We start from the raw sequence: 22645 nt of genomic DNA on the forward strand, positions 1-22645 counted from the left end.
GTTTCCTACAGGACGCTATTCCGTCGCGATCGCATTCAGCACATTCATCCGTCCCGCCCGGAACGCGGGGATCAGGGCCGCGAACAGTCCCACGAACGCCGAGCCCACGAACACCGTGAGGATCGTCGGCCACGGGATCTCCAGGACCTTCAGCCCTTCGAGTGCCAGGAGCTTCTGAGCCGTGGCACCCCAGCCCATGCCGAGGCCGAGGCCGAGCAGGGCGCCGAAGAGGGCGATGACCACCGACTCCATGCGGATCATGCGGCGCAGCTGCCGCCGGGAGAGGCCGATGGCCCGCATCAGGCCGATCTCCCGGGTGCGCTCCACCACCGAGAGCGCCAGCGTGTTCACCACGCCCAGGACGGCCACGATGATGGCGAGCCCGAGCAGGCCGTAGACCATGTTGAGCATCTGCCCGACCTGGTCCTTCAGGTCGTCCTTGAAGTCGGCCTGGTTCATGACCTGCACGGCCGGGTCCTCGGCCACGGCGGCCTTCAGCGCCTTGTACGCCGCGTCCTGCTGACCCTTGTCCGCCGAGGCGAGCAGCATCGAGTCCAGCGGCATCCGGCCCGCGGGCACATAGCGCTCGGCCGTGGCGATGCTCGTGTACATCGCGCCCTTGTCGAACGCGGTGTCGTCCGACATGACGGCCGCGAGCGTCAGCTTCACCGTCCTGCCGTGGTCGAAGTCGACCGTCAGCTTGTCGCCCACCTTGAGGTGGTGCTTGTCGGCGAACTCCTCACCCACCGCCATCGCGTTCCCGCGGTAGGCCCCGGCCACGCTCCCGGAGACCGTCTCTCGGCGCAGGTCCTTCGTGTACGTCGGGTCCGTGGCGACCAGCGCCTCGCTCTCGGTCTTCCCCCCGGGGGTCGTGAGCTTCGTCTGGACCTCCTTCACGCGCGTGACGTGCCCGGTGTGCGGCGCCTCCCGCAGCTTGCGCACCGACTGCGGGGTGAGCGGCTTGCCGCTGTCACCGGCGGGCCGCACGATGAAGTCCGCACCCACCGACTTGTCGAGTTCGTCGGTGGCCGAGGCGACCATCGAGGAGCCGACCACGGAGAGGCAGGCGACCAGGGCGAGGCCGATCATCAGGGCCGCGCCGGTGGCGCCGGTGCGGCGCGGGTTGCGCAGGGCGTTGCGCTCGGCCATGCGGCCCACGGGGCCGAACATCCGCAGCAGCACCGCGCTGATCACCCGGACCACCAGGGACGCGAGGACCGGCCCGACCACCACGAAGCCGATGAGGGTCAGGACGACACCGCCGCCGAGGAACAGCGAGCCCTCGCTCGCCTTGTCCGCCTGCCCCGCGGTGTAGAGCGCGAAGGCGCCGGCGCCGGTGAGGACCAGGCCGATCAGCGCGCGCACCGCGCCCGCCTTGCCGTCGGCCGGTGTCCCCGCGTCGCGCAGCGCGGCCATCGGGGAGACCTTGCCGGCCCGGCGGGCCGGGAGATACGCGGCCAGGACGGTGACGATGATGCCGAGGGCGAGGCCCACCACGGGCGTCGTCCAGGCGATGGTGAGGTCCTTCGTGGACAGTTCCATGCCCACGCCGGACATCAGCTTCATCAGGCCGACCGCGAGGCCGATGCCCGCGCCGACACCGAGGACGGAGCCGACGACACCGAGGAGCAGCGCCTCCACCAGGACGGAGCGGTTGACCTGCTTGCGGCTGGAGCCGATGGCGCGCATCAGGCCGATCTCGCGGGTGCGCTGGGCCACCAGCATCGAGAAGGTGTTGATGATCAGGAAGATACCGACCAGGAAGGCGATCCCGGCGAAGCCGAGCATCGCGTACTTCATGACGTCCAGGAAGCTGCCGACGGACTTGCGGTCGTCGTCCGCGCTCTCCTTCTGCGTCTTGACCTTGTACGCGGCGGCGTCGCCCGCCAGGGTCCTGGTGACGTTCTGCTTCAGGGCGGCGTCGCTGACGCCGGTCGCCGCGGTGACGCTCAGATGGGTGAACCGGCCGCTCGCACCGAGGAGTTCACGCTGGGCGGTCTTGGTGTCGTAGTAGAAGACGGCCGCGCCCGGGTTGGTCACCTTGAAGGTGGCGATGCCGGAGATCCTGGCCTTGAAGTCGCCGTTGGCCGTGATGGTGCGCAGCTCTTCGCCGAGCTTCAGGTCGTGCTTGTCGGCCGTGTCGGCGTCGACCATCACCTCGGTGGGGCCGCGCGGGGCGTGGCCGGAGGTGATCTCCATGGACCGCAGTTCGTTCCTGGTCCAGTTGCCCGCGAGGGTGGGGCCGCCGCTGGTCGGGCCCATGTTCTTGTTCTTGGAGTCGGCGACCGTGACGCTGGTGCTGGTGATGCCGCCCTCTACGGACTTCACGCCGTCGGCCTTCTCGACCTGGGCTATCGCGGAGGCGGGCAGCGACTCGGGCCTGCCGTTCTTCGGCCCCTCCTCGTCGCCCTCCGGGGCGTTCTTCGGCTTGACCGTGACATCGGCGGACGTCGCCGCGAAGAGCTTGTCGAACGTGGTGGACATCGTGTCGGAGAAGACGAGCGTGCCGCAGACGAAGGCCACCGAGAGGACGACGGCGACCGCGGAGAGCGCCATGCGTCCCTTGTGCGCGAAGAAGTTGCGCATCGAGGTCCTGAGGACGGTCATGACGTGCGCCCCCGGGCGTCGAAGTGCTTCATGCGGTCGAGGACCTGCTCCGCGGTCGGGTTGTACATCTCGTCGACGATGCGGCCGTCCGCCAGATACAGCACCCGGTCGGCGTAGGAGGCGGCCACCGGGTCGTGGGTGACCATCACGATGGTCTGGCCGAGCTCGGTCACCGAACGGCGTAGGAAGCCGAGGACCTCGGCGCCGGCGCGGGAGTCCAGGTTCCCGGTCGGCTCGTCACCGAAGATGATCTCCGGCCGGGACGCGAGGGCGCGGGCCACGGCGACGCGCTGCTGCTGGCCGCCGGACAGCTCGGTGGGCCGGTGCTTGAGGCGGCCCGCGAGGCCGACGGTGTCCACGACCTGGTCCAGCCAGGCGCGGTCGGGCTTGCGGCCCGCTATGTCCATCGGGAGCGTGATGTTCTCGATGGCGTTCAGCGTCGGCAGCAGGTTGAACGCCTGGAAGATGAAGCCGATCCGGTCCCGGCGCAGCTGCGTGAGCTTCTTGTCCTTCAGGCCGGTGATCTCGGTCTCGTCCAGATGGATCTGCCCGGAGGAGACGTTGTCGAGGCCCGCGAGGCAGTGCATGAGCGTGGACTTGCCGGACCCGGAGGGGCCCATGATCGCGGTGAACTGGCCGCGGGCGATGTCCACGTCGATGTGGTCGAGGGCGACGACGCGGGTCTCGCCGGTGCCGTAGGCCTTGACGACCTGGCGTGCCCGAGCCGCCACGGCCGTACGCCCTCCAGTACCCCCGTGCCTGGGAGTGGTCACAGCCGTTGTCACGGTAAGTCTCCTATATCCGTTATGAGATGAGCCGGGTGTGCCGTGCCGTACGCGTTGCCGCTCGCTCACAGCCGCTGGTGTCGCCGCTCGCGCCGCACTCCGTGCCGCCGCTCGCGCCGCCGCTTGCTCACACTGAAGATTCTGGTCCGCCGGGGTGCCCCGGCGCCCTGGTGCGGAGCGCAGTCTTTCCCTGGGGAAAACCCCACCCCCGGGACTGCGGTTCGTCTCCTTGCCGCGCGTCCCCGCCCCCACCCAGCGGGCATAAAGCCAATCTAAGGACCAGGCCGGAGGGTCTCGTCCTCCGTCAGTACCAACGTCGCCCTGTCCGCAGTACGGAGGACCCCCTAGGGGTTCTCCACCCGGCGGTGGAGCGTTTCTCAGGGTCGCTCCACCCTTCAACCGAGCGATCTCCCGCCCCACCAGCCAAGAGAGCCTCCACCCCTGAAGGCGCGCCCTCCCCCGGAAGCCCTCCCGGTGAGAAGGTGACCCGAGGCAATAGGTGCAGGGGGAAGGAATCTTGGGGATGGCAGCGGGTGGAGGAACGCCGCACGGCGGAGCGGCACCACGGGCCGCCGACAGGCGCGGCGCCGTCGTCGCCGCGCTCATGCTCGTCATGGCGCTCGCCGCCCTCGACGCCACCATCGTCTCGACGGCGGTGCCGCAGATCGTCGGCGCGCTCGGCGGCTTCTCCGTCTTCTCCTGGCTGTTCTCCGGCTATCTGCTCGCCGCCACGGTCACGCTGCCGGTGTACGGCAAGCTCTCCGACACCTTCGGCCGCAAACCGGTCCTCGTCGTCGGCTGCGTCCTGTTCCTGCTCGGCTCGGCCCTGTGCGCCGTCGCCTGGAACATGGCCGCCCTGATCGCCTTCCGCGTCGTCCAGGGCCTCGGCGGCGGCGCCCTCCAGGGCACCGTCCAGACGCTCGCCGCCGACCTGTACCCCCTCAAGGAACGGCCGAGGATACAGGCCAAGCTGTCGACGGTATGGGCCACTTCGGCGGTCGCGGGACCCGCGGTGGGCGGCCTGATCACCGCGTACACCGACTGGCGCTGGATCTTCCTCATCAATCTGCCGGTGGGCGCGCTCGCCCTGTGGTTGATCGTCCGCCACCTCCACGAACCCGCGCGCGAGACCCCTGCGCCGGGCACCCGTGCCGGGGTGTGGAAACGCATCGACTGGCCCGGCGCGCTCGCCGTCTTCGCCGCGGGCGGCGTACTGCTCACCGCCCTCGTCCAGGGCGGCGTCGCCTGGGACTGGCTGTCGGCGCCGTCCCTCGCCCTGTTCGCGGCGGGGCTCGCGTGCGTCGCCGTGGTCGTGCTGGTCGAGCGGCGCGCCGCGGACCCGGTGATACCGGGCTGGGTGTGGCGGCGGCGCACCATCGCCGCCGTGAACCTGGCCCTCGGCGCGCTCGGCCTGGTGATGGTGGCGCCGACGGTGTTCCTGCCCACGTACGCCCAGTCGGTGCTGCGACTCGCGCCCGTGGCCGCCGGATTCGTGCTCTCCGTGATGACGCTGAGCTGGCCCGTCTCCGCGGCGCTCAGCCAGCACGTCTACCGGCGCATCGGCTTCCGCGACACCGCGATGCTCGGCATCGGCGCCGCCGCGTGCGTCCTGTTCGCCTTCCCCCTCCTCCCCTACCCCGGCTCCGCCTGGCAGCCCGCGCTGCTCATGCTGCTGCTCGGCGCCGCGCTCGGGATCTTCCAGCTCCCCCTGATCGTCGGCGTGCAGTCGACCGTCGGCTGGGCGGAGCGCGGTACGACCACCGCCTCCGTACTGTTCTGCCGCCAGATCGGGCAGACGGTGGGCGCCGCGCTGTTCGGGGCGGTGGCCAACGCGGTGCTCAGCGCCCGCCTCGGCGGGTCGGGCTCGCTCGACGCCGTGGCCGAGGCGCTCGACGACCCGGGCTCGGTGGCGGACGCGGACCGGCTGCGGCGCGCGGTGGACGCGGCCGTCGACGCGGTGTACCTGGGGGCGGCGTGCGCGGCGGTCGTGTGCCTGCTCGTGCTCCTGTTCCTCGCCCCGCGGCGCTTTCCCGTCATTCAGGAGGGGCCGGGCGCCCCCGCCGAACCGGGCACCCAGGAGATCGCTGGGGAGGACGGCTGGCGGGGCGAGCGGCGTGGCGACCTGCGCGGTGACCTGCGCGGCGAGCGAGCGGGCGACCAGCCGGGCACCCGGCGGGACGACCGGCAGGGCACGCGCCGGGACGCCCGGCGGGACGACCGGCGGGACGACCGGCAGGACGCGCAACCGGACGGCCGGCAGGGCGACCACCGGCAGAGCACCCAACCGGACGCCCGCCGGGACGACTGGCAGGACGCCCGGCGGGACGACTGGCAGGACGCCCGGCAGGATGACCGGCAGAGCACGCACCAGGACACCTGGCGGGACGACCGCCAGAGCACCCGCCAGAACGCCCGCCAGAACGACCGGCAGAGCACGCACCAGAACGCCCGCCAGAACACCCAGCAGAGCACACGCCAGAACGCCCGGCGGGACGACCGCCAGAGCACCCAGCAGGACACCCGCCAGAACGCCCGGCGGGACGACCGCCAGAGCACCCAGCAGGACACCCGGCAGGCGCCTGAAAAAGCACAGTTGACCCCCGCACCCCCCGAGCCAGCCGAGGAACCGCCCGCCTAGGCGCCCGCCTCCGGGGAGGGTCCGGGCACCCCGCGCGAGTTCTCGTCGTCCGGGGCGCCCCGCCCGGTCAACGCGGCCAGACTGCTCCGCACATGCTCCATGTGCGCCCGCACCTCGTCCCACCGCTCCCCGTGCTCCCGCAGCACCCGGTCCGTCTCCCGCCCGGTCCGCTCCTCCTGCATCCGCGCCCGCGCGAGCAGATCCGCGGCCCGCGCCTCGGCGTCCTCCTGCCCGTGCCGCGCGGCCTCCCTGGCCTGGGCCAGCTCCCGCTCGGCCTCCGCGAGCCGCGCCCCCGCGGCCTCGACGAGGGACGACTCGTGCGCCTGCGCCGCCGCCTCCCGCTCGGCGATCTCCCGCTCGGCGGCCTCCCCGCGCTCGGCGTGCTCCTTCTCCTGGTCGGCGAGGAGCCCACCGGCACGCTCCCGCGTCTCCCGCAGCACGGCGAGCGCCGCCCCGCGCCACTCCTCGGCGTCCGTCCGGGCGGCGGTCCGCAACTCGTCGGCGGCGGAACCAGCCGCGCCGAGCCGCTGCCGAGCCCGCTCCTCCGCCTCGCCGCACACCGAAGCGGCGTACGCCCGCGCGGACTCGCCGAGGGCCGCGCCCTCGGCTGCCGCCGCCTCCTCGGACTCGCGCGCCGAGGCGGCGGCCGCGTCGCGCACCGCGGCGGCCTCCTCCTCGGACAGCGCGAGGAGCTCCTGCGCGCGCCGCCCCAACTTCTCGTACGTCTGCGGGGCGAGCCGCGCGACCACCTCGCGCAGCCGCCCGGCCTCCGCGCCCATGTCCTTGGCGAGCACCGTGAGCCGGGCGGCACGCTCCCAGGCCGCGTCCCGGTCACGGGACAGCGCCTCGGCGTACGCCTCCACCTGTTCGGGCCGGTAGCCACGCCCGCGCACGGCGACGAAGCCATGAGGTGATACCGACACACTGCTGCCGCTCATCCTTGATCCCCTCTATCGCCCACACAGACTCTCGCCGTCGTGCCGACCACGTACAACGCGATTGGCGCACATCTTGATGGATCAAGCGGAAGTGGTCATAACGCGACACTCCGCCCATCCTGTCTGGTCAAGGATGCGTCAATTGGTGGCGGAAGTCGGAATCGGGTTGTCGTTCCGCAGTACGTCGAAGGCGTGAACGATCCCCGCGGGACACCTTGTGAGGCGGGTGAACGGGCGAGGCGCCCGCCCGGTATCCCGGGTCGGGCGCCTCGCTCTCGACCTCGCACGGCTCCGTACGGCCTCGTCGTAGGGCTTCGTCGTACGGCCTCGTCGTACGGCCTCGTCGTACGGCCTCGCGGCTACAGCAGGCCGTCCCACATCTGTTCGAGCAGGACGGACCACCAGCTCTCCGGTGACGCGAGGGCCGCCGGGTCGAGCGCGGCGAGCTGCGTCTGGAAGTCCACCGTCCAGCGGCCCGCCTGCTCCTGGTTGAGTCCGTACCGCAGCCGCCACATCCGGCCGAGCAGCCCCAGGCAGCGCGCGAACTCCGGCAGCCCGGTGTTCACGAACTGCGGCGGCACCGGGGTGCCGCCAGGACCGGCCTCCACGGGCACGGCGACGATGTTCGCCGTGCCGTACTGGACACAGATCGCCCGCCCGAAGTCGCTGCCCATCACGAGGTACGAACCGGCGTCGGACGCGGGCTGCACACCCCGCTCCTGCGCCATCTCCGCCAGCGTCGGCACCGGCCGCCCCGGCTGGGCCTGCGCCCAGAAGAACGGCCCGAAGTCGACGGGCAGGCCCGCCACGACGAGCGTGTGAGCCACCACGTCCGGCACGCCCTGACGCGACACCGACCGCTGGTCGAAGCGGAACACCCCGGGACCGAACGCCCCCGCGAGTTCCTGCGCCACGCCCTCCGGCGGCACCGCGGGCGCGGGCGGCACCTGCGGCAGCGGCGCCCGCACCGGCGCGGGGCGCGCCGGGCCGTCGGCGACCTGGTGCAGCTCGCCCTGGTGCGCGAGCAGTTGGTGCATGCCCTGCTGACGCGACGCGTGGTCCTTGCCGTACGGCGCGATCGAGGTGATACGTGCCTGCGGCCAGGTCTCGCGGATCATCCGCGCGCAGTACGCGCCGGGCAGCTCGCAGGACTCCAGCTCCGTGTGCAGCTCCAGGACCTGGTCCGGCGGAATGTTCATGCCGCGCAGCTCGTGGAAGATCTGCCACTCCGGGTGCGGCGTGCCCGGCGCCGAGCGACGGATGACCTGCTGCTCGGAGCCGTCGGGCGCGCGGTAGCGCAGCACGGCCTGGTAGCCGGGGCCCACGGTGGGCCGGCCGGCCGGCGGCTGCGGGTAGCCGTACGCCTGGCCCGGGAGGGGGCCGGGGGCCATGCCCGGGGCGGGGGCCATGCCCGGGGCGGGCGGGGGCATGCCCGGACCGCCGGGGGCACCTGGGGCGCCGGGAGCTCCAGGGGCTCCCGCGGCTCCCGCGGCTCCCGGGGGCATCGGTGCGCCAGGCGGCATGGGCGCGGCCGGGCCGCCGACGGCCGGGCCCGCGAGCATGGTGGCGGCGTGGTGGACACCACCGCCCGGTGCGCCCGGGGCGCCGGGGGGCTGCGGGGCTCCTGGGGGCTGCGCGGCACCCGGCGCGCCGGGCGGGCCGGGAGGCTGCGGAGCACCGGGGGCGCCCGGGGCTCCCGGGGGCTTCAGCCCGCCGCCGAGGCTCGGGTCGGCGAACATCGTCGCCGCGTGGTGCACACCGCCCGGAGGCGTACCCGGGGCGCCGGGCGCGCCGGGGGGACCAGGCGGACCGGGAGGCTGAGGGGCACCAGGCGCGCCAGGAGCACCAGGAGCACCAGGCGCCGCGGGCGTACCCGGAGCGCCCGGAGGCTTCAGCCCGCCCCCCAGGCTCGGATCGGCCAGCATCGTCGCCGCGTGGTGCACACCGCCCGGAGGCGTACCCGGAGAACCCGGGGCACCCGGGGCACCGGAAGGCTGCGGCGCACCCGGAGGCTGCTGCCCGGCCGGAGCACCGGGAGCCGCGGGCGCGCCGGGCTGCTGCCCCTCCGGGCCGAGGGGCGACATGAGCTGCGTCGGCACGTACCCGCCCGCGGGTACGCCCGGCGCACCGGACGGCGGCGGTGGCGTCGCGCCCGCCCCGGGGAACGGAGCCTGCGGCGCCCCGGGCGCACCCGTACCAGGAGCGGAAGCGGCGTCCACGCCCTGCGGATAGCCGTACGTCGGTGCCGGTGCCGGTGGCGGCGTGGCACCGGCCGGGGCCGAACCGGCGGGCGGCGGCGGCACGTTCGGACCGCCGACCGGCGAACCGGCGGGCGGCGGCGTATTCGTTCCGCCGACGGGCGAACCGGCGGGCGGCTGCGGCATCGCGGGACCACCCGGCGCCTGACCGGTGGGCGGCGGCGGGGCGCCGGGACCGCTCACCACGGCTCCCGGGGCGGGGGGCGGCAGCGGCGCGCCCGCGCCCTGCGCACCCTGCGCGCCCGCCTGCGGGTCGTCGAGGGCGGGGGCGACCGCCGTCCGCGGCAGTTGGCTGCCGCCCGACATCAGCGCGGTCTTGGCCTCCGGCGACACGGTGGGCGGCTGCTCGTCGCCGTCCGTGGCACCGTCCCCGCCGTCGAGGCGCAGGGGCGGCGAGAACACCGTCGCGGGCAGCGGCACCGCGACGTCCTCGTCGTCGACGCCCGTGTTCGTGTCGGTCCCGGCCCACGGCGTCGCCGACGCGGGCACGCCAGGCGAGCCCGCGCCACTCTCCTCGGCCCCCGCAGCCCCCGCCGCGGGAGCACCGGCGGCGGGCCAGGACGTGCCACCACCGGGCGCGGCGGGCTCCGCCGGGGGCATCGGCGCGGCGGCCGACCCGGGCGAACCAGCACCCCCGTACGGCCCGGAGCCCCCGGCCGCACCCGCACCGCCCGAGGCCCCGTACGCAGAGGAAGCCGCCGGCGCCGGAGCATCCGAAGGAGCGAAGGGAACCGCGGACGCGGAAGGGTCCCCCGGCGCGGAGAAACTCCCAGCCCCGGAAGGAGCCCCAGGCGCGAAAGGCCCCGCAACCGGGGGGGAACTCTCGGGGGCGGCGGGAACCGCGGACGCGGAGGAACCCGCATGCGCCGAGGAACCCCCGGCCGCAGACGGAACCTCCGACACAGAGGACCCCGCAGCCGCCGAAGAACTCCCAGGCACCGAAGAACCCCCAGGCCCGACAGCAGCACCGCTCCCCCCGGACGCCCCCGCATCCCCACCCCGGCGGTCCGGGATGCCCAGCTTGTCCGCTGCCTCCTGCAACCACTCCGGCGGAGTCAGCAGGAACGACGTCTGGTTCAGATCCATCCGCTGGGGCGCCGCCGGAGCAGGCTCGGGCGGCGTCTCCGGCACCCCGTACTCCTCCTCGTACCGGCGGATCACCTCGCCCACCGGCAGCGCGGGCCACAGCGTCGCCTCGCCGCTGTCCCGCGCGATCACGAGCCGCTGGCGGCCCCCGTCCGAACGGGGGCCGCCCTCACGGTCCTCCGCCCACACCACGAAGCCCAGCTCGAACTCCCGCACCCGCACCTCGCGGTGGCCGGGCCCGGGCACCTCGCCGTTGATCCACTCCTCGGCGCGCTCCTGCGCCTGCGCGAAAGTCACCACGGCCAGCTCACACTCCCACCGGGACGGCGTGCGCGAAGCCGCCGTCCACCATCAGGTTCGCCACGGTCTCCAGCTCCGGCGGGCTGCCCGCGAGCCGGGAGAGGAACGCGTCGAAGTCGTCGCCGCACGGCAGCAGCAGCCGCCGGACGCGCTCGGCGGGCGCCCAGGACGGGTCCACGTCCCGCGCGTCGTCGTACGCGCAGAACCACACCGAACCGATCCGGTCACCCTTGACCTTCACGGCGAGCAGACCCCCCTGGACGAAGCCCACGCCCAGATAGTCCTTGGTGAGATGGTCGCGCAGACACTTGTTGACGTACACCAGGTCGTTGACGGCCGCCTCCTCGCGGACCGTGAAGAACGGCTGGTCGACCAGGAGGCCGAGCTCCGCGTCGAGCGCCGTGCCCACCGGGGCGCAGCCGCCCGCCGCCTTCAGGAAGGAGCGGTAGGCGCCAGGCAGGCGGTACCCCAGGTCCTCCTCCACGTTCACGACCTGGCTCTCCGTGACGGCCACCGCCGCCTTCGGCAGGGCCAGATGCGCCGGACGGGTCTCCTGCAGCGGACGCGTACCGCGCTTGCCCTGGTCGACGCGCGCCGTGGCGATGCCGCCGTGGTGCCGCAGCAGCGCCTTCACCTCGACGGGGACCAGTTCCAGGCGGCGGCTGTTCGGTACGTGGTGCCAGGTCCAGCCGTGCGGCGTCGCGACCGGCGGGATCGTGTCCCACAGCTCGTGCCCCGACGCCGCGAGGACCGCGTTCGCCGACACGTAGTCCGTGAGCCGCAGCTCGTCCACGCCGAAGCCCTCCGGCGGCTCGGCGATCTCGGCGGCGGCCCGCGCGTACGGCGAGAAGTCCGGATGACCCACACCGTCGACGCGTACGCCTCTGGGATGCCGGGCGGCACGGACCGGGTCAGGGAAGTGCACCACCTGACCTGCGTAGGCCGCGTTCGGCGGCGCGGCCTGCTCCCCGAGCCGACCTGTCGTCATGGCGGTTGCCCCCTGCGGCACTGTGAGGTTCACGGACAGCGACAGCCTATGCGTAAGCACGACACCGGTCACCGGGCCACCGATTCCGTGACCACCCGCCACGGGCCCGTCACCCAGCGCCGAAACCTGGACCCGAACGAGGCGTGTCGGACAGCCCCAGCTTCCGCACCACGCGCCCCATTTGGCAGTCTGTTCCCGCAACGCGGGGGGCGCGGCACCGGCGGCTGACACCGCGGGGACGGGGAGGGAAACACCACATGCACACGGCACGAACCGGCATGCCCGGCAACACCGGCGCACCCGCCGCCGAACGGAGCGCCACGCACCCGGCCGCCGGCCGCACCGCCACCGGCCGCACCGCCACCGCCGAGGCCGGCGACCCACGCGTCGGCTGGAGCAGCGAGCCCGTCGGCGCCCCCGTCCTGCGCCACCGCCGCGACGGCATCCTGCCCACCGTCGCCGCCGCGCTCTCCGTACGCGGCACCACCCTCACGGGCACCCCGAGGCGCGGCGAGGACCTCCCCGAGCTGCACCCGCTCGTCCAGGACTTCCTCGACACCCTCACGAGCGGCCAGCGCGAACGATTCACCGGACGGTGCGCGGAAGCCGTCCTCATCTCCCGGCACATCGCGGCGGCCGACGCCGGCCGCTCCAAACGCGCGTCCCGCAAACCCATGACCAACGGCGAAGCCCGCAAGGCCCTCAAGCACGCCAAGCTCACCACCCGCCGCATCCGCGAGGACGGCGACCCCCTGCACGGCGCCTTCGCCCGGCCGTGCCGCTCCTGCACCGCCCTCACCGCGCACTTCGGGGTCCGCGTCGTCGACCCGACCGCCGCCGACGCGTGACGCGGGCCGCCCGCCGCCTGACGACCCCCGGCGCCCACCACCACGCCGGCCGCCGCCACCCGCACCCGCACCCGCACCCGCACCACGAGGGCCGAGCCATGCACACCGAGAACTCCACCCGCTTCCCCGTCCCCGTCGACGCCGCCCTGCGCACCGCAGGCTGGCTCCCGGGACGCTGGGACATCAAGCAGGCCGAGATCTGGGCCGACGTCCTGCGCCGGCACACCTCGCCCGCGGGCCACGAGCACTCCGTGTTCCCGGCCGCCGTCGAGGCCTGGGCGGAGTTCGGCGGACTGCACATCACCCCGACGGGGCCCGGCCGCCAGATCGCGCCCGCCACCCTGCACCTCGACCCTATGTACGGGCTCCATCTGGCCCGCACCCTCGGCGACCTGGGCCGGGCCCTCGGCACCGAGGTCTGCCCCATCGGCGAGGAGACCGAGACCCAGGCACTGCTCGCCGTCGACATGGAGGGCCGCGTGTACAGCCTCGACCACAGCGGCGACTGGTACCTGGGCCGCCACATCGACCAGGCCCTCACCACCCTCGTCGCGGGCACCCAGCCGGTACGGCTGACCACGACGGGCTGACCGCCACGACCCGGCGGTCACGGAGGGTGAGGAAGATCACTCCTCGGCGGCAGCCGGAAGCACCGCCGACACCCGGAAGCCCCCCGCGTCCGTCGGACCCGACACGAACACCCCGCCGAGCGCCGTCACCCGCTCCTTCATACCGACCAGGCCGTTGCCGCCGCTCGGCAGCCGCGCGTCGGCGGGGCCCGCCTCCGGGGGCGGACCGTTCTCCACCTGCATGGCGATCTCGTCCGGACGGTAGGCGAGCCGTACGAACGTCTTCGCGCCCGCCGCGTGCTTGTGGACATTCGTGAGCGCTTCCTGGACGACCCGGTACGCCGTCTCCTCCACGTCGGCCGCGCACGCCCGCGACTCGCCCTCCACCGACAGGTCCACGACCATGCCCGCGGCCCGCGACTGGTCCACCAGCTCCTCCAGCTCGGCCAGACACGGGCCGTCCACCGGCTCGGGCTCGGCCGCGGACCCGGCACGCGAGGCGGCCTGCGCGGCCGCCTTTCCGACGGCCGCGAGCGGCACCGGAACGGGCATGGGAGCGGGCGCGGGCTTCGGCGGCGCCTCGTCGGCCCGCAGCACACCCAGCATCTGCCGCAGCTCCGTCAGCGCCTGCCGCCCCATGTCACCGACCAGGGCGGCGTTCTTCACGGCCTTCTCCGGATCCTTGCGGGCCACGGCCTGCAACGCCGCCGCGTGCACCACCATCAGACTCACCCGGTGCGCCACCACGTCGTGCATGTCCCGGGCGATACGGGTGCGCTCCTCGCCCCGGGCCCACTCCGCACGCTCCTCGGCCCGCTCGGCGAGCAGCTGCAACTCGCGCTCCAGGCTGTCGGCGCGCTCCCGCAGCGACTCCATCAGACGGCGCCGCTGCCCCACGTACAGACCGAGCAGGACCGGCGGGGCGGTGACGCCGAGCGAGGTGGTGATGGCGATGAACGGTATGAACCCCTCGCCTATCGTCACGTCGCCGTCGGCCATGTCCTGATTGGCGCGGACCAGCGTCACGATCAGCGTGCCCGCGAGGGACATGCCCGCGAGGGCGCCGATGATGCGGCGCGGCAGCTCGGACGCGGCGAGGGTGTAGAGGCCGACGATGGCCATCAGGATGCCCATCCGGGCGGGGGTGATCGCGACGGAGATCAGCACGACCGCGATCGGCCAGCGGCGCCGCAGCACCAGGGTGGACCCCGCGAGCACCCCGAAGATCACGCCCACGGCGACCGGAATACCGGCGTCCGCGGCGAACTTCACGCCCTCGGCACCGCACTCCGCCGCCGACGCGAGGCCGAGGCCCACGTCGAGCACGGCACTGCGCCGCCGCTCCCACCACCACGGCCCGGTCCTGGCCGCCGCGTCACTGTCCCCCGTCGTGGTCATGCCTTCCAGCGTACGGGCGCCGGCGCTCCCTTTTCCGGTGAGTTTCGGGCTCCGTGATCCTGGGCACGGCGGGGCGGGATCCGGTACCGGGGCGGCCCTCGCGCAGCGAAACCACCCGGTAACGCTCGAACAGTTGAATCGCCCGAATTTTCGAGCTGGACGTCCGCATTCCGGACGAGGGTGACCGTATGACCGAGATCGTCGGCCGGTACGCCGATTACGAGACTCTGCGCGACCAGGCGGTCGCGCTCCGGCGCGCGGGCCACCGCCGCGGCGGGACCCCTCGGAGCAGGCCAAGCTGGCGGCCCGGAAGCGCTGGGAGCACGAGTCCGCGGTACGGGACGAGGAGCGGCGGCGCACGAAGGAGGTGGCCCGGCGCGAGATCGGGCGCATGTCGCAGCGCGAGCTGTTCCTGGTGGGCGTCGGCCTCTACTGGGCAGAAGGCGGCAAGGACAAGCCGTACGACCGCCGGGAGAACGTCGTGTTCGTCAACAGCGACCCCGGCATGATCATGGTCTTCCTCTCCTGGCTCGACCTGATGGGGGTGGAGCGCGACCGCCTGCGGTTCTGCGTGATGATCCACGAGACCGCCGACGTGCCGGGCGCCGAGCGCCACTGGGCCGAACTCGTCGGCGCGGACGCCGCCGCCTTCAACAAGACCACGATCAAGAAGCACAACCCGAAGACCGTCCGCAAGAACGTGGGAGACGCCTATCGTGGCTGCCTGGTGATCAAAGTCCGGCAGAGTGCCGACTTGTACCGTCGCATCGAAGGCGCCTGGTGCGGCATAGTGGAGGCCGCCAGCTCAACGGACTGATTATTTGTCCGTTTTGGAGGCGTTTGCTATCCCCTGTGGTGTAATAGGCAACACGGGTCACTTTGGATGATTTGTTCCAGGTTCGAGTCCTGGCAGGGGAGCCACGCAGCGCAAGGCTCCGGTTCGGGTCCTGACCGTATGGTCGGGACCCGCCCTCATTTCCGCCCCACTACGCCCCGGTATCCTGCGGATGTCCACCCCCAGAGCATCCGAAGCCGAAGGGCACCCCTGTGAGCGCCAATCGCCCGGCAGCCGTCGTCGTCCTTGCAGCGGGTGAGGGCACCCGTATGAAGTCGGCCACCCCGAAGGTCCTGCACGAGATCTGCGGCCGTTCCCTCGTCGGGCATGTGCTCGCCGCCTCCCGTGAGCTCTCGCCGGAGCGGCTCGTCGCCGTCGTCGGGCACGAGAGCGAGCGCGTCCGCGCGCATCTCGCCGCGATCGACCCCGAGGTCCTGACCGCCTACCAGGCCGAGCAGAACGGCACGGGCCACGCCGTGCGCATGGGCCTGGAGGAGCTGGGCGGCGGCGCCGGGAGCAGCGAGGGCCCCGACGGCACGGTCGTCGTGGTCTGCGGCGACACCCCGCTGCTCACGGGTGCGACGCTGGCCCGGCTCGCGGACACGCACACCGCCGACGGCAACGCCGTGACGGTCCTGACCGCCGAGGTGCCGGACGCGACGGGGTACGGCCGCATCATCCGGGACGCGTCCGGCGCGGTGACCGCGATCGTGGAGCACAAGGACGCGACGGACGCGCAGCGTGCCGTCCGGGAGATCAACTCGGGGGTGTTCGCCTTCGACGGGCGGCTCCTCGCGGACGCGCTCGGCAAGGTGCGGACGGACAACAGTCAGGGTGAGGAGTATCTGACGGACGTCCTCGGCATCCTGCGGGAGGCCGGGCACCGGGTCGGCGCGTGTGTGGCCGGTGACCACCGGGAGATCGCCGGGATCAACAACCGGGTGCAACTCGCCGACGCCCGCCGGGTCCTGAACGACCGGCTGCTGACCGAGGCGATGCTGGCCGGTGTCACCGTGGTCGATCCGGCGTCGACGTGGATCGACGCGACGGTCACGGTGGAGCGGGACGCGGTGGTGCATCCGGGCACGCAGCTCCAGGGGTCCACGCACCTGGGCGAGGGGTGCGAGGTCGGGCCGAACACGCGGCTGCGGGACACGCGGGTGGGCGCGGGCGCCCGGGTCGACAACACGGTGGCGAACGGTGCCGAGGTGGGGGAGCAGGCGAATGTCGGCCCGTACGCGTATCTGCGGCCGGGTACCCGGCTCGGGGTGAAGGCCAAGGCGGGTACGTACGTGGAGATGAAGAACGCGACGATCGGCGCGGGTACGAAGGTGCCGCATCTGAGTTATGTGGGCGACGCGACGATCGGTGAGCAGAGCAACATCGGTGCCGCGAGCGTGTTCGTGAACTACGACGGCGAGGCCAAGCACCACACGACGGTGGGGTCGCACTGCAAGACCGGTTCGGACAACATGTTTGTGGCTCCTGTCACGATCGGGGACGGTGCCTACACCGCCGCCGGGTCGGTGATCACCAAGGATGTGCCGGCCGGTTCGCTGGCCGTCGCGCGTGGCCAGCAGCGGAATATCGAGGGCTGGGTGGCCCGTAAGCGTCCGGGGAGTGCCGCGGCGAAGGCGGCCGAGGCGGCGGCGTCCGGGGCGGCGGAGGGCGCTGGGAAGCCGGTCGGCGAAAGCTGACCGGAAACAGGTGCGCCTGGCACCGCGTACCGTGATAGGTGCACGAAAGCTGCGTGATAGGTGCACGAAAGCTGATGGGTGCATGAAGATTCGGCTGGTTCGCGCGAGAGTCCTCGCGGCCAGGGAACACGTCTGAGGAGACTGTGCTGTGAGCGGGATCAAGACGACCGGCGAGAAGAAGATGATGTTCTTCTCCGGCCGCGCCCACCCCGAGCTGGCCGAGGAGGTCGCACATCAGCTGGGCATCGGTGTCGTACCGACGAAGGCCTTCGACTTCGCCAACGGCGAGATCTATGTGCGTTATCAGGAGTCGGCGCGCGGCGCCGACTGTTTCCTGATCCAGAGCCACACGGCTCCGATCAACAAGTGGATCATGGAACAGCTGATCATGATCGACGCGTTGAAGCGGGCCTCGGCGCGCAGCATCACGGTGATCGTGCCGTTCTACGGCTACGCGCGCCAGGACAAGAAGCACCGCGGGCGGGAGCCGATCTCGGCCCGTCTGGTGGCGGATCTGATGAAGACCGCGGGTGCGGACCGCATCGTGACGGTCGACCTGCACACGGACCAGATCGTCGGTTTCTTCGACGGTCCGGTGGACCACCTCTTCGCGCTGCCGATCCTCGCGGACTACGTGGGCACGAAGGTGGACCGGGACAAGCTCACGGTCGTCTCGCCGGACGCGGGCCGGGTGCGGGTCGCGGACCGCTGGTGCGACCGTCTGGGCGCGCCGCTGGCGATCGTGCACAAGCGCCGCGACAAGGACGTGGCCAATCAGGTCACCGTGCACGAGGTCGTCGGCAACGTCGAGGGCCGGGTCTGTGTCCTGGTGGACGACATGATCGACACCGGTGGCACGATCTGCGCGGCCGCCGACGCGCTGTTCGCGCACGGCGCGGAGGACGTCATCGTGACGGCGACGCACGGGGTGCTCTCCGGTCCCGCGGCGGACCGGCTGAAGAACTCGAAGGTGAGCGAGTTCGTGTTCACGAACACGCTGCCGACGCCGAACGAGCTGGAGCTCGACAAGATCACGGTGCTCTCGATCGCGCCGACGATCGCCAACGCGGTCCGGGAGATCTTCGAGGACGGCTCGGTGACCAGCCTCTTCGAGGAGCAGAGCGGCCCCGCGTAAGCACGGCCCGGAAGATCCTTTTGGTGCGGCCTCCGTCGCCGAGTAGACTGTCGAAGTTGCTCGGCGAGGGAGGCCGCATACGTGTCCGCAGGGACGCGGTGTGCGGCGGTCCGTTATCGACGCGCTCTTCGTAGCAGGCCAGTCGTGGCCGGGTGACTTCGTCAGTTCACCTTTTCTACGAGGAGTGCACCATGTCTGAGGTCAAGCTCGTCGCCGAGACCCGTACCGAGTTCGGCAAGGGCGCCGCCCGCCGCATCCGCCGCGAGGACAAGGTCCCCGGCGTTCTGTACGGCCACGGCACCGACCCGGTCCACGTCACGCTGCCCGGCCACGACCTGCTGATGGCCCTGCGTACGCCGAACGTCCTGATCTCCCTGGACATCGACGGCAAGTCCGAGCTGGCCATCCCGAAGGCCGTGCAGCGCGACGTCCTGCGTCAGGGCATCCTGACCCACGTCGACCTGCTCCTGGTCAAGCGCGGCGAGAAGGTCAACGTCGAGATCCCGGTGCACGCCGAGGGCGAGCTGGCTCCGGGCGCCAACCTCCTGGAGCACGTCCTGAACGCGCTTCCGGTCGAGGCCGAGGCCACCCACATCCCCGAGTCCGTCACGGTCTCCATCGCGGGCCTGGACGCCGGTGACTCCGTCCTCGCCAAGGACATCACGCTGCCTTCCGGTGTCTCCCTCGCCGTCGAGGACGACACCGTCGTGCTGCAGATCCTGGCCGCGCAGGCCGAGGAGGCCCCCGCCGAGGGCGAGGGCGACGAGGCCGCCGAGGCCTGATCCTCGCCGTTCGCAGTGCCGACCGCCGCTCAGCGCCCTGGCGCTGGGCGGCGGTCGGGCTGTGTAAGGTGCCAGGTGCCATGAAGGAGACACGCAGATGACGACGGATCCCAGCGCCCCCTGGCTGATCGTGGGCCTCGGCAACCCGGGACCGGGGTACGCCATGAACCGGCACAACGTGGGCTTCATGGTGGCCGACCTGATCGCGGACCGGATCGGCGGCGGCTTCAAGCGGGCCGGCAAGGCGCAGGCGCAGGTCCTGGAGGGCCGGATCGGCCCGATGGGCCCCGGCAGCCGCCGGGTCGTCCTCGTCAAGCCCATGTCGTACATGAACCTGTCGGGTGGCCCGGTGACCGCGCTGCGCGACTTCTACAAGGTGCCGACGGCGAACGTCGTCGCGGTCCACGACGAGCTGGACATCGACCACGGCACGCTGCGGCTGAAGCTCGGCGGGGGCGACAACGGGCACAACGGTCTGAAGTCGATGACGAAGGCGATGGGTCCCGACTACCACCGGGTGCGGTTCGGCATCGGGCGTCCGCCGGGCCGGATGCAGGTCGCCGACTTCGTTCTGAAGGACTTCTCGGCCGCGGAGCGCAAGGAGCTCGACTACTTCGTCGACCGGGCGGCGGATGCCGTGGAGTGCCTGGTCGCCGATGGTCTGGAGCGGGCGCAGAGCACGTACAACTCCTGAGGGCCCTGGCCACGGCTTCTGCACGGATCCGGCCCCGCCGTCACCACGAGTGACGGCGGGGCCGGAGTGCTGTGCGGTGGCGGTCAGCCGGTGTTGCGCAGGCCCGCGGCGACGCCGTTGACGGTGAGCAGCAGGGCGCGGGCGAGCAGCGGGTCGGGCTCCTCGTTCGCGGCGGCCGCGTCGCGCTGCCGCTTGAGCAGGGCGACCTGGAGGTAGGAGATCGGGTCCAGGTAGGCGTCGCGGATGGCGAAGGTCTGCTGGAGGACGGGGTTGGAGTCGAGCAGTTCCGTGCCGCCGGTGATGCGGAGCACCTCGGCGACGGTGAGGGCGTGCTCGGCCTCGATGACGGCGAAGATGTGCTTGAGGTCGTCGGACACGAGGGTGTCGACGTAGTGGCGGGCGATGCGCAGGTCCGTCTTCGCGAGCGTCATCTCGACGTTGGAGATGAAGTTGCGGAAGAAGTGCCAGTGCTCGTGCATCTCGTCGAGGACGGTGGCGTCTGTCGGCCGCAGACCGGCTTCGCGCAGGGCCTTCAGGCCCGATCCGACGCCGAACCAGCCGGGCACGATCTGCCGGGACTGGGTCCAGCCGAACACCCAGGGGATGGCGCGCAGTCCGTCGAGCGAGACGCCCGAGCCGGGGCGGCGGGAGGGCCGGGAGCCCAGGTGCAGGTCGGCGAGCTGGTCGACCGGCGTCGACGCGAGGAAGTACGTCGGCAGGTCGGGGTCCTCGACGAGCTTGCGGTACGCGGAGTGGGCGGCGTCGGAGACGACGTCCATGGCGGCGTCCCAGCGGGCGAGGGCCTCGTCGGACTGGCGGGGCGCGGTGTGCAGGGCGGAGGCCTGGAGGGTGGCGGCGACGGTCAGTTCGAGGTTCTCCCGGGCCAGGGACGGCACCAGGTACTTGTCGGAGATGACCTCGCCCTGCTCGGTCACCTTGATCTCGCCCTCCAGGGTGCCCCAGGGCTGGGCGAGGATGGCGTCGTGGGAGGGGCCGCCGCCGCGGCCGACGGTGCCGCCGCGGCCGTGGAAGAGGCGCAGGCGGACGCCGTAGCGGTGGGCGACGTCGCGCAGGCGGCGCTGGGCGCGGTGGATCTCCCACTGGGAGGTGGTGATGCCGCCGAACTTGGAGGAGTCGGAGTAGCCGAGCATGACCTCCTGGACGTCGCCGCGCAGGGAGACCAGGCGCCGGTAGGAGGGGTCGGCGAGCATCTCGTCGAGGATGACGTCGGCGGCGCGCAGTTCGTCGGTGGTCTCCAGGAGCGGCACGATGCCGATCTTGGCCCAGCCCGCGTGCAGGTCGAGGAGGCCTGCTTCGCGGGCGAGGACGGCGGCGGCGAACACGTCGTCGGCGCCCTGGCACATGGAGATGATGTACGACTCGATGACCTCGGGTCCGAAGACGTCGAGGGCGCGCTTGACGGTGCCGAACACGCCGAGGGTCTTCTCGCCGGCGGCGTCGAGGGGCGCGGGCGAGGGGGCGAGGGGGCGGCGGGAGCGCAGTTCCTTGGCGAGGAGCTTCTGCCGGTACTCGCGCGGCATGTCCGCGTACCGCCAGGATTCCTCGCCGAGGCGGTCGAAGAGCTGGCCGAGGGCGTGGTGGTGGGCGTCGGCGTGTTCGCGGACGTCCATGGTGGCGAGCTGGAGGCCGAAGGCGGCGAGGGTGCGGATGGTGCGGTTCATGCGGCCGTCGGCGAACAGGGCGCCCTTGTGGACGCGCAGCGACGACTGGATGAGCGTGAGGTCGTGCAGGAGCTCGGCGGTGCCGAGGTAGTCGCGGCCCGGCTCGTGGAGGGTGCCCTTGGCGAGGCGCTGCTTGGTGTTCTCCAGCTTCTGCCGGATGCAGGTGGCCTTGAGGCGGTAGGGCTCCTCGGCGTTGAGGCGCTTGTAGCGGGGGCTGATCTCGGGCAGCCGCTCCACGTCGCACTGGAGGGAGGTGAGGAGTTCCTCGGTGGCGCCGGTGTAGCGGATGGAGTTCGACAGGAAGCCGCGCAGCTCGTCGATGAGGTCGAGGGCGTCGTTGATGCCGTGCTCGTGCTGGAGGATCAGGACGTCCCAGGTGACCTCGGGGGTCACGTTGGGGTTGCCGTCGCGGTCGCCGCCGATCCAGGTGCCGAAGGTCAGGGGGCGGGTGTCGTGGGGCACCTCGACGCCGACGCGCTCCAGCTCGGCGGTGAGGTCCTCCAGGACGTCGCCGACGGCGTTCGCGTGCAGTTCGTCGAGGTAGTAGATGGCGTTGCGGGCCTCGTCGGCGGGCTCGGGGCGGACCACGCGGAGCTCGTCGGTCTGCCAGACGAGGTCGATGTTCTCGGCCAGTCGGGTGTCGTGGCGGCGCCGGTCGGACTCGATGACCGGGGTCTCCAGGAGCGCGGCGACGCGGCGGAGCTTGTTGAGCACGGAGCGCCGGGCGGCCTCGGTGGGGTGCGCGGTGAAGACCGGGCGCACGTTGAGGTGCTCGACGGTCTCACGCAGGTGTTCGGGGTCGGCGTCCTTGAGGCGGTCCGCGGTGCGGGAGAGGAGGCCGCCCTCGGCGGCGCGCTTGGCGCGCAGCTCACGGCCGCGGTGCACCTGCTCGGTGACGTTGGCGAGGTGGAAGTAGGTGGAGAAGGCGCGTACGAGCTTGGCGGCCGTCTCCAGCTCGGTACCGCCGAGGAGGCGGGCTGCGGCCTCGCCGTCCTCGCGGGTGAGGCGGCGGACCTTCTCCACCAGGTCGAGGAGCTCGGGGCCTTCCTGGCGTACGAGGGTCTCGCCGAGGAGGTCGCCGAGGCGACGGATGTCGGCGCGCAGCTCGCTGTTGGTGCCTGCCGACGCGGTGCTTGTGCTCGCGGCGGCCTGGCTTGCGGATCGGTCGTCGGCACTGCTCACAGGTGCGGCTCCTTGCGGTGTAGCCCGCCGTCTGCCGGTGACAGACGGGGGGTGGGCACGTCTGGGAGGGGTCCCGGCGGTGGAACCGGGGGAGATACAGAGCGGACCGCGCTGTCCGACCGATCCAAGGATAGGTGCCGATGCGATCCGGCCGTTTCGGGGTCTCGTGCCGCGCCCCCGCGCACTGCGAGGCTTACGTACCCGTAGGTTACGGTCGCGTAGG

At 72.4% G+C, this 22645-nt stretch carries 13 protein-coding genes, 1 tRNA gene and 2 pseudogenes; 9 read left to right on the plus strand and 7 right to left on the minus strand.

Going from position 1 to position 22645, the window contains the following annotated elements; translation table 11 throughout:
- Positions 1 to 15: 15 nt before the first annotated feature.
- Together GPA10_RS14525 and GPA10_RS14530 are read right to left on the minus strand one after the other, a co-directional pair.
- Positions 16 to 2607, minus strand: coding sequence for an ABC transporter permease (locus GPA10_RS14525; protein ID WP_157165890.1), 2592 nt, complete (start codon positions 2605 to 2607; stop codon positions 16 to 18).
- A complete protein-coding gene (locus GPA10_RS14530) occupies positions 2604 to 3392 on the minus strand; it encodes an ABC transporter ATP-binding protein (RefSeq protein WP_058846023.1) in 789 nt (262 codons plus the stop codon). The genes GPA10_RS14525 and GPA10_RS14530 overlap by 4 nt, the downstream gene beginning before the upstream one ends.
- Before the next feature lie 523 nt (positions 3393 to 3915).
- Between GPA10_RS14530 and GPA10_RS14535 the strand changes: the two are divergent.
- Positions 3916 to 5445 (plus strand): annotated as a pseudogene (locus tag GPA10_RS14535) (MFS transporter); the annotation flags it as partial.
- A gap of 581 nt (positions 5446 to 6026) precedes the next feature.
- Here GPA10_RS14535 and GPA10_RS14540 read toward each other — a convergent pair.
- The 3 genes from GPA10_RS14540 to GPA10_RS14550 all read right to left on the minus strand — a co-directional run bounded on the left by GPA10_RS14540 (position 6027) and on the right by GPA10_RS14550 (position 11600).
- Entirely contained in the window at positions 6027 to 6968 is a 942-nt protein-coding gene (locus GPA10_RS14540) for a cellulose-binding protein (RefSeq protein ID WP_157165891.1), read from the minus strand.
- A gap of 359 nt (positions 6969 to 7327) precedes the next feature.
- Positions 7328 to 10609, minus strand: coding sequence for an SUKH-4 family immunity protein (locus GPA10_RS14545; RefSeq protein ID WP_425505743.1), 3282 nt, complete (start codon positions 10607 to 10609; stop codon positions 7328 to 7330).
- Positions 10610 to 10619: 10 nt separating this feature from the next.
- Complete coding sequence (locus GPA10_RS14550; RefSeq protein WP_058846025.1) at positions 10620 to 11600, minus strand: SMI1/KNR4 family protein; 981 nt, start codon at positions 11598 to 11600, stop codon at positions 10620 to 10622.
- 257 nt (positions 11601 to 11857) lie between these two features.
- Between GPA10_RS14550 and GPA10_RS14555 the strand changes: the two genes are divergently transcribed.
- Positions 11858 to 12448, plus strand: a complete 591-nt coding sequence (locus GPA10_RS14555; protein ID WP_157165892.1) for a YwqJ-related putative deaminase — start codon at positions 11858 to 11860, stop codon at positions 12446 to 12448.
- Between the two features lie 98 nt (positions 12449 to 12546).
- A complete protein-coding gene (locus GPA10_RS14560; RefSeq protein ID WP_058846402.1) occupies positions 12547 to 13038 on the plus strand; it encodes an SUKH-3 domain-containing protein in 492 nt (163 codons plus the stop codon).
- 36 nt (positions 13039 to 13074) lie between these two features.
- Here the strand turns inward: GPA10_RS14560 and GPA10_RS14565 are convergent, their stop codons facing one another.
- Positions 13075 to 14415 (minus strand): sensor histidine kinase, encoded by a 1341-nt coding sequence (locus tag GPA10_RS14565; RefSeq protein WP_058846026.1) that lies wholly within the window; start codon positions 14413 to 14415, stop codon positions 13075 to 13077.
- A gap of 265 nt (positions 14416 to 14680) precedes the next feature.
- On the opposite strand from GPA10_RS14565, the pseudogene GPA10_RS14570 reads away from it, so the two are divergent.
- The 6 genes and pseudogenes from GPA10_RS14570 to pth form a co-directional block, all read left to right on the plus strand.
- Positions 14681 to 15232 (plus strand): annotated as a pseudogene (locus GPA10_RS14570) (hypothetical protein); the annotation flags it as partial.
- Positions 15233 to 15261: 29 nt separating this feature from the next.
- A tRNA-Gln gene (locus tag GPA10_RS14575) sits at positions 15262 to 15336 on the plus strand.
- Between the two features lie 126 nt (positions 15337 to 15462).
- Positions 15463 to 16947: a bifunctional UDP-N-acetylglucosamine diphosphorylase/glucosamine-1-phosphate N-acetyltransferase GlmU gene (glmU, locus tag GPA10_RS14580; RefSeq protein WP_343040836.1), complete on the plus strand. Its 1485-nt coding sequence runs from the start codon at positions 15463 to 15465 to the stop codon at positions 16945 to 16947.
- 148 nt (positions 16948 to 17095) lie between these two features.
- Entirely contained in the window at positions 17096 to 18082 is a 987-nt protein-coding gene (locus GPA10_RS14585; protein ID WP_058846029.1) for a ribose-phosphate diphosphokinase, read from the plus strand.
- Positions 18083 to 18273: 191 nt separating this feature from the next.
- Complete coding sequence (locus tag GPA10_RS14590; protein ID WP_058846030.1) at positions 18274 to 18864, plus strand: 50S ribosomal protein L25/general stress protein Ctc; 591 nt, start codon at positions 18274 to 18276, stop codon at positions 18862 to 18864.
- A gap of 97 nt (positions 18865 to 18961) precedes the next feature.
- Positions 18962 to 19558 carry an aminoacyl-tRNA hydrolase gene (gene pth, locus GPA10_RS14595; protein WP_058846031.1) on the plus strand — a complete coding sequence of 199 codons (597 nt, stop codon included), beginning with the start codon at positions 18962 to 18964 and terminating at the stop codon, positions 19556 to 19558.
- Between the two features lie 83 nt (positions 19559 to 19641).
- Here the strand turns inward: pth and ppc are convergent, their stop codons facing one another.
- The gene (gene ppc / locus GPA10_RS14600) at positions 19642 to 22422 is read right to left on the minus strand and encodes a phosphoenolpyruvate carboxylase (protein WP_058846032.1); all 2781 of its coding nucleotides are present in this window, start codon (positions 22420 to 22422) and stop codon (positions 19642 to 19644) included.
- Between the last annotated feature and the right edge of the window lie 223 nt (positions 22423 to 22645).

Origin of the sequence: Streptomyces typhae (assembly GCF_009755605.1) — a bacterium.
Classification (GTDB): Bacteria; Actinomycetota; Actinomycetes; order Streptomycetales; family Streptomycetaceae; genus Streptomyces; species Streptomyces typhae.

What these genes read in the sequence shown, in the direction of transcription:
- GPA10_RS14540 (WP_157165891.1), bottom strand. Translation starts at nt 6,968, where the DNA reads ATGAGCGGCAGCAGTGTGTCGGTATCACCTCATGGCTTCGTCGCCGTG.
- GPA10_RS14525 (WP_157165890.1), bottom strand. Translation starts at nt 2,607, where the DNA reads ATGACCGTCCTCAGGACCTCGATGCGCAACTTCTTCGCGCACAAGGGA.
- GPA10_RS14590 (WP_058846030.1), top strand. Translation starts at nt 18,274, where the DNA reads ATGTCTGAGGTCAAGCTCGTCGCCGAGACCCGTACCGAGTTCGGCAAG.
- GPA10_RS14560 (WP_058846402.1), top strand. Translation starts at nt 12,547, where the DNA reads ATGCACACCGAGAACTCCACCCGCTTCCCCGTCCCCGTCGACGCCGCC.
- pth (WP_058846031.1), top strand. Translation starts at nt 18,962, where the DNA reads ATGACGACGGATCCCAGCGCCCCCTGGCTGATCGTGGGCCTCGGCAAC.
- GPA10_RS14550 (WP_058846025.1), bottom strand. Translation starts at nt 11,600, where the DNA reads ATGACGACAGGTCGGCTCGGGGAGCAGGCCGCGCCGCCGAACGCGGCC.
- GPA10_RS14565 (WP_058846026.1), bottom strand. Translation starts at nt 14,415, where the DNA reads ATGACCACGACGGGGGACAGTGACGCGGCGGCCAGGACCGGGCCGTGG.
- GPA10_RS14555 (WP_157165892.1), top strand. Translation starts at nt 11,858, where the DNA reads ATGCACACGGCACGAACCGGCATGCCCGGCAACACCGGCGCACCCGCC.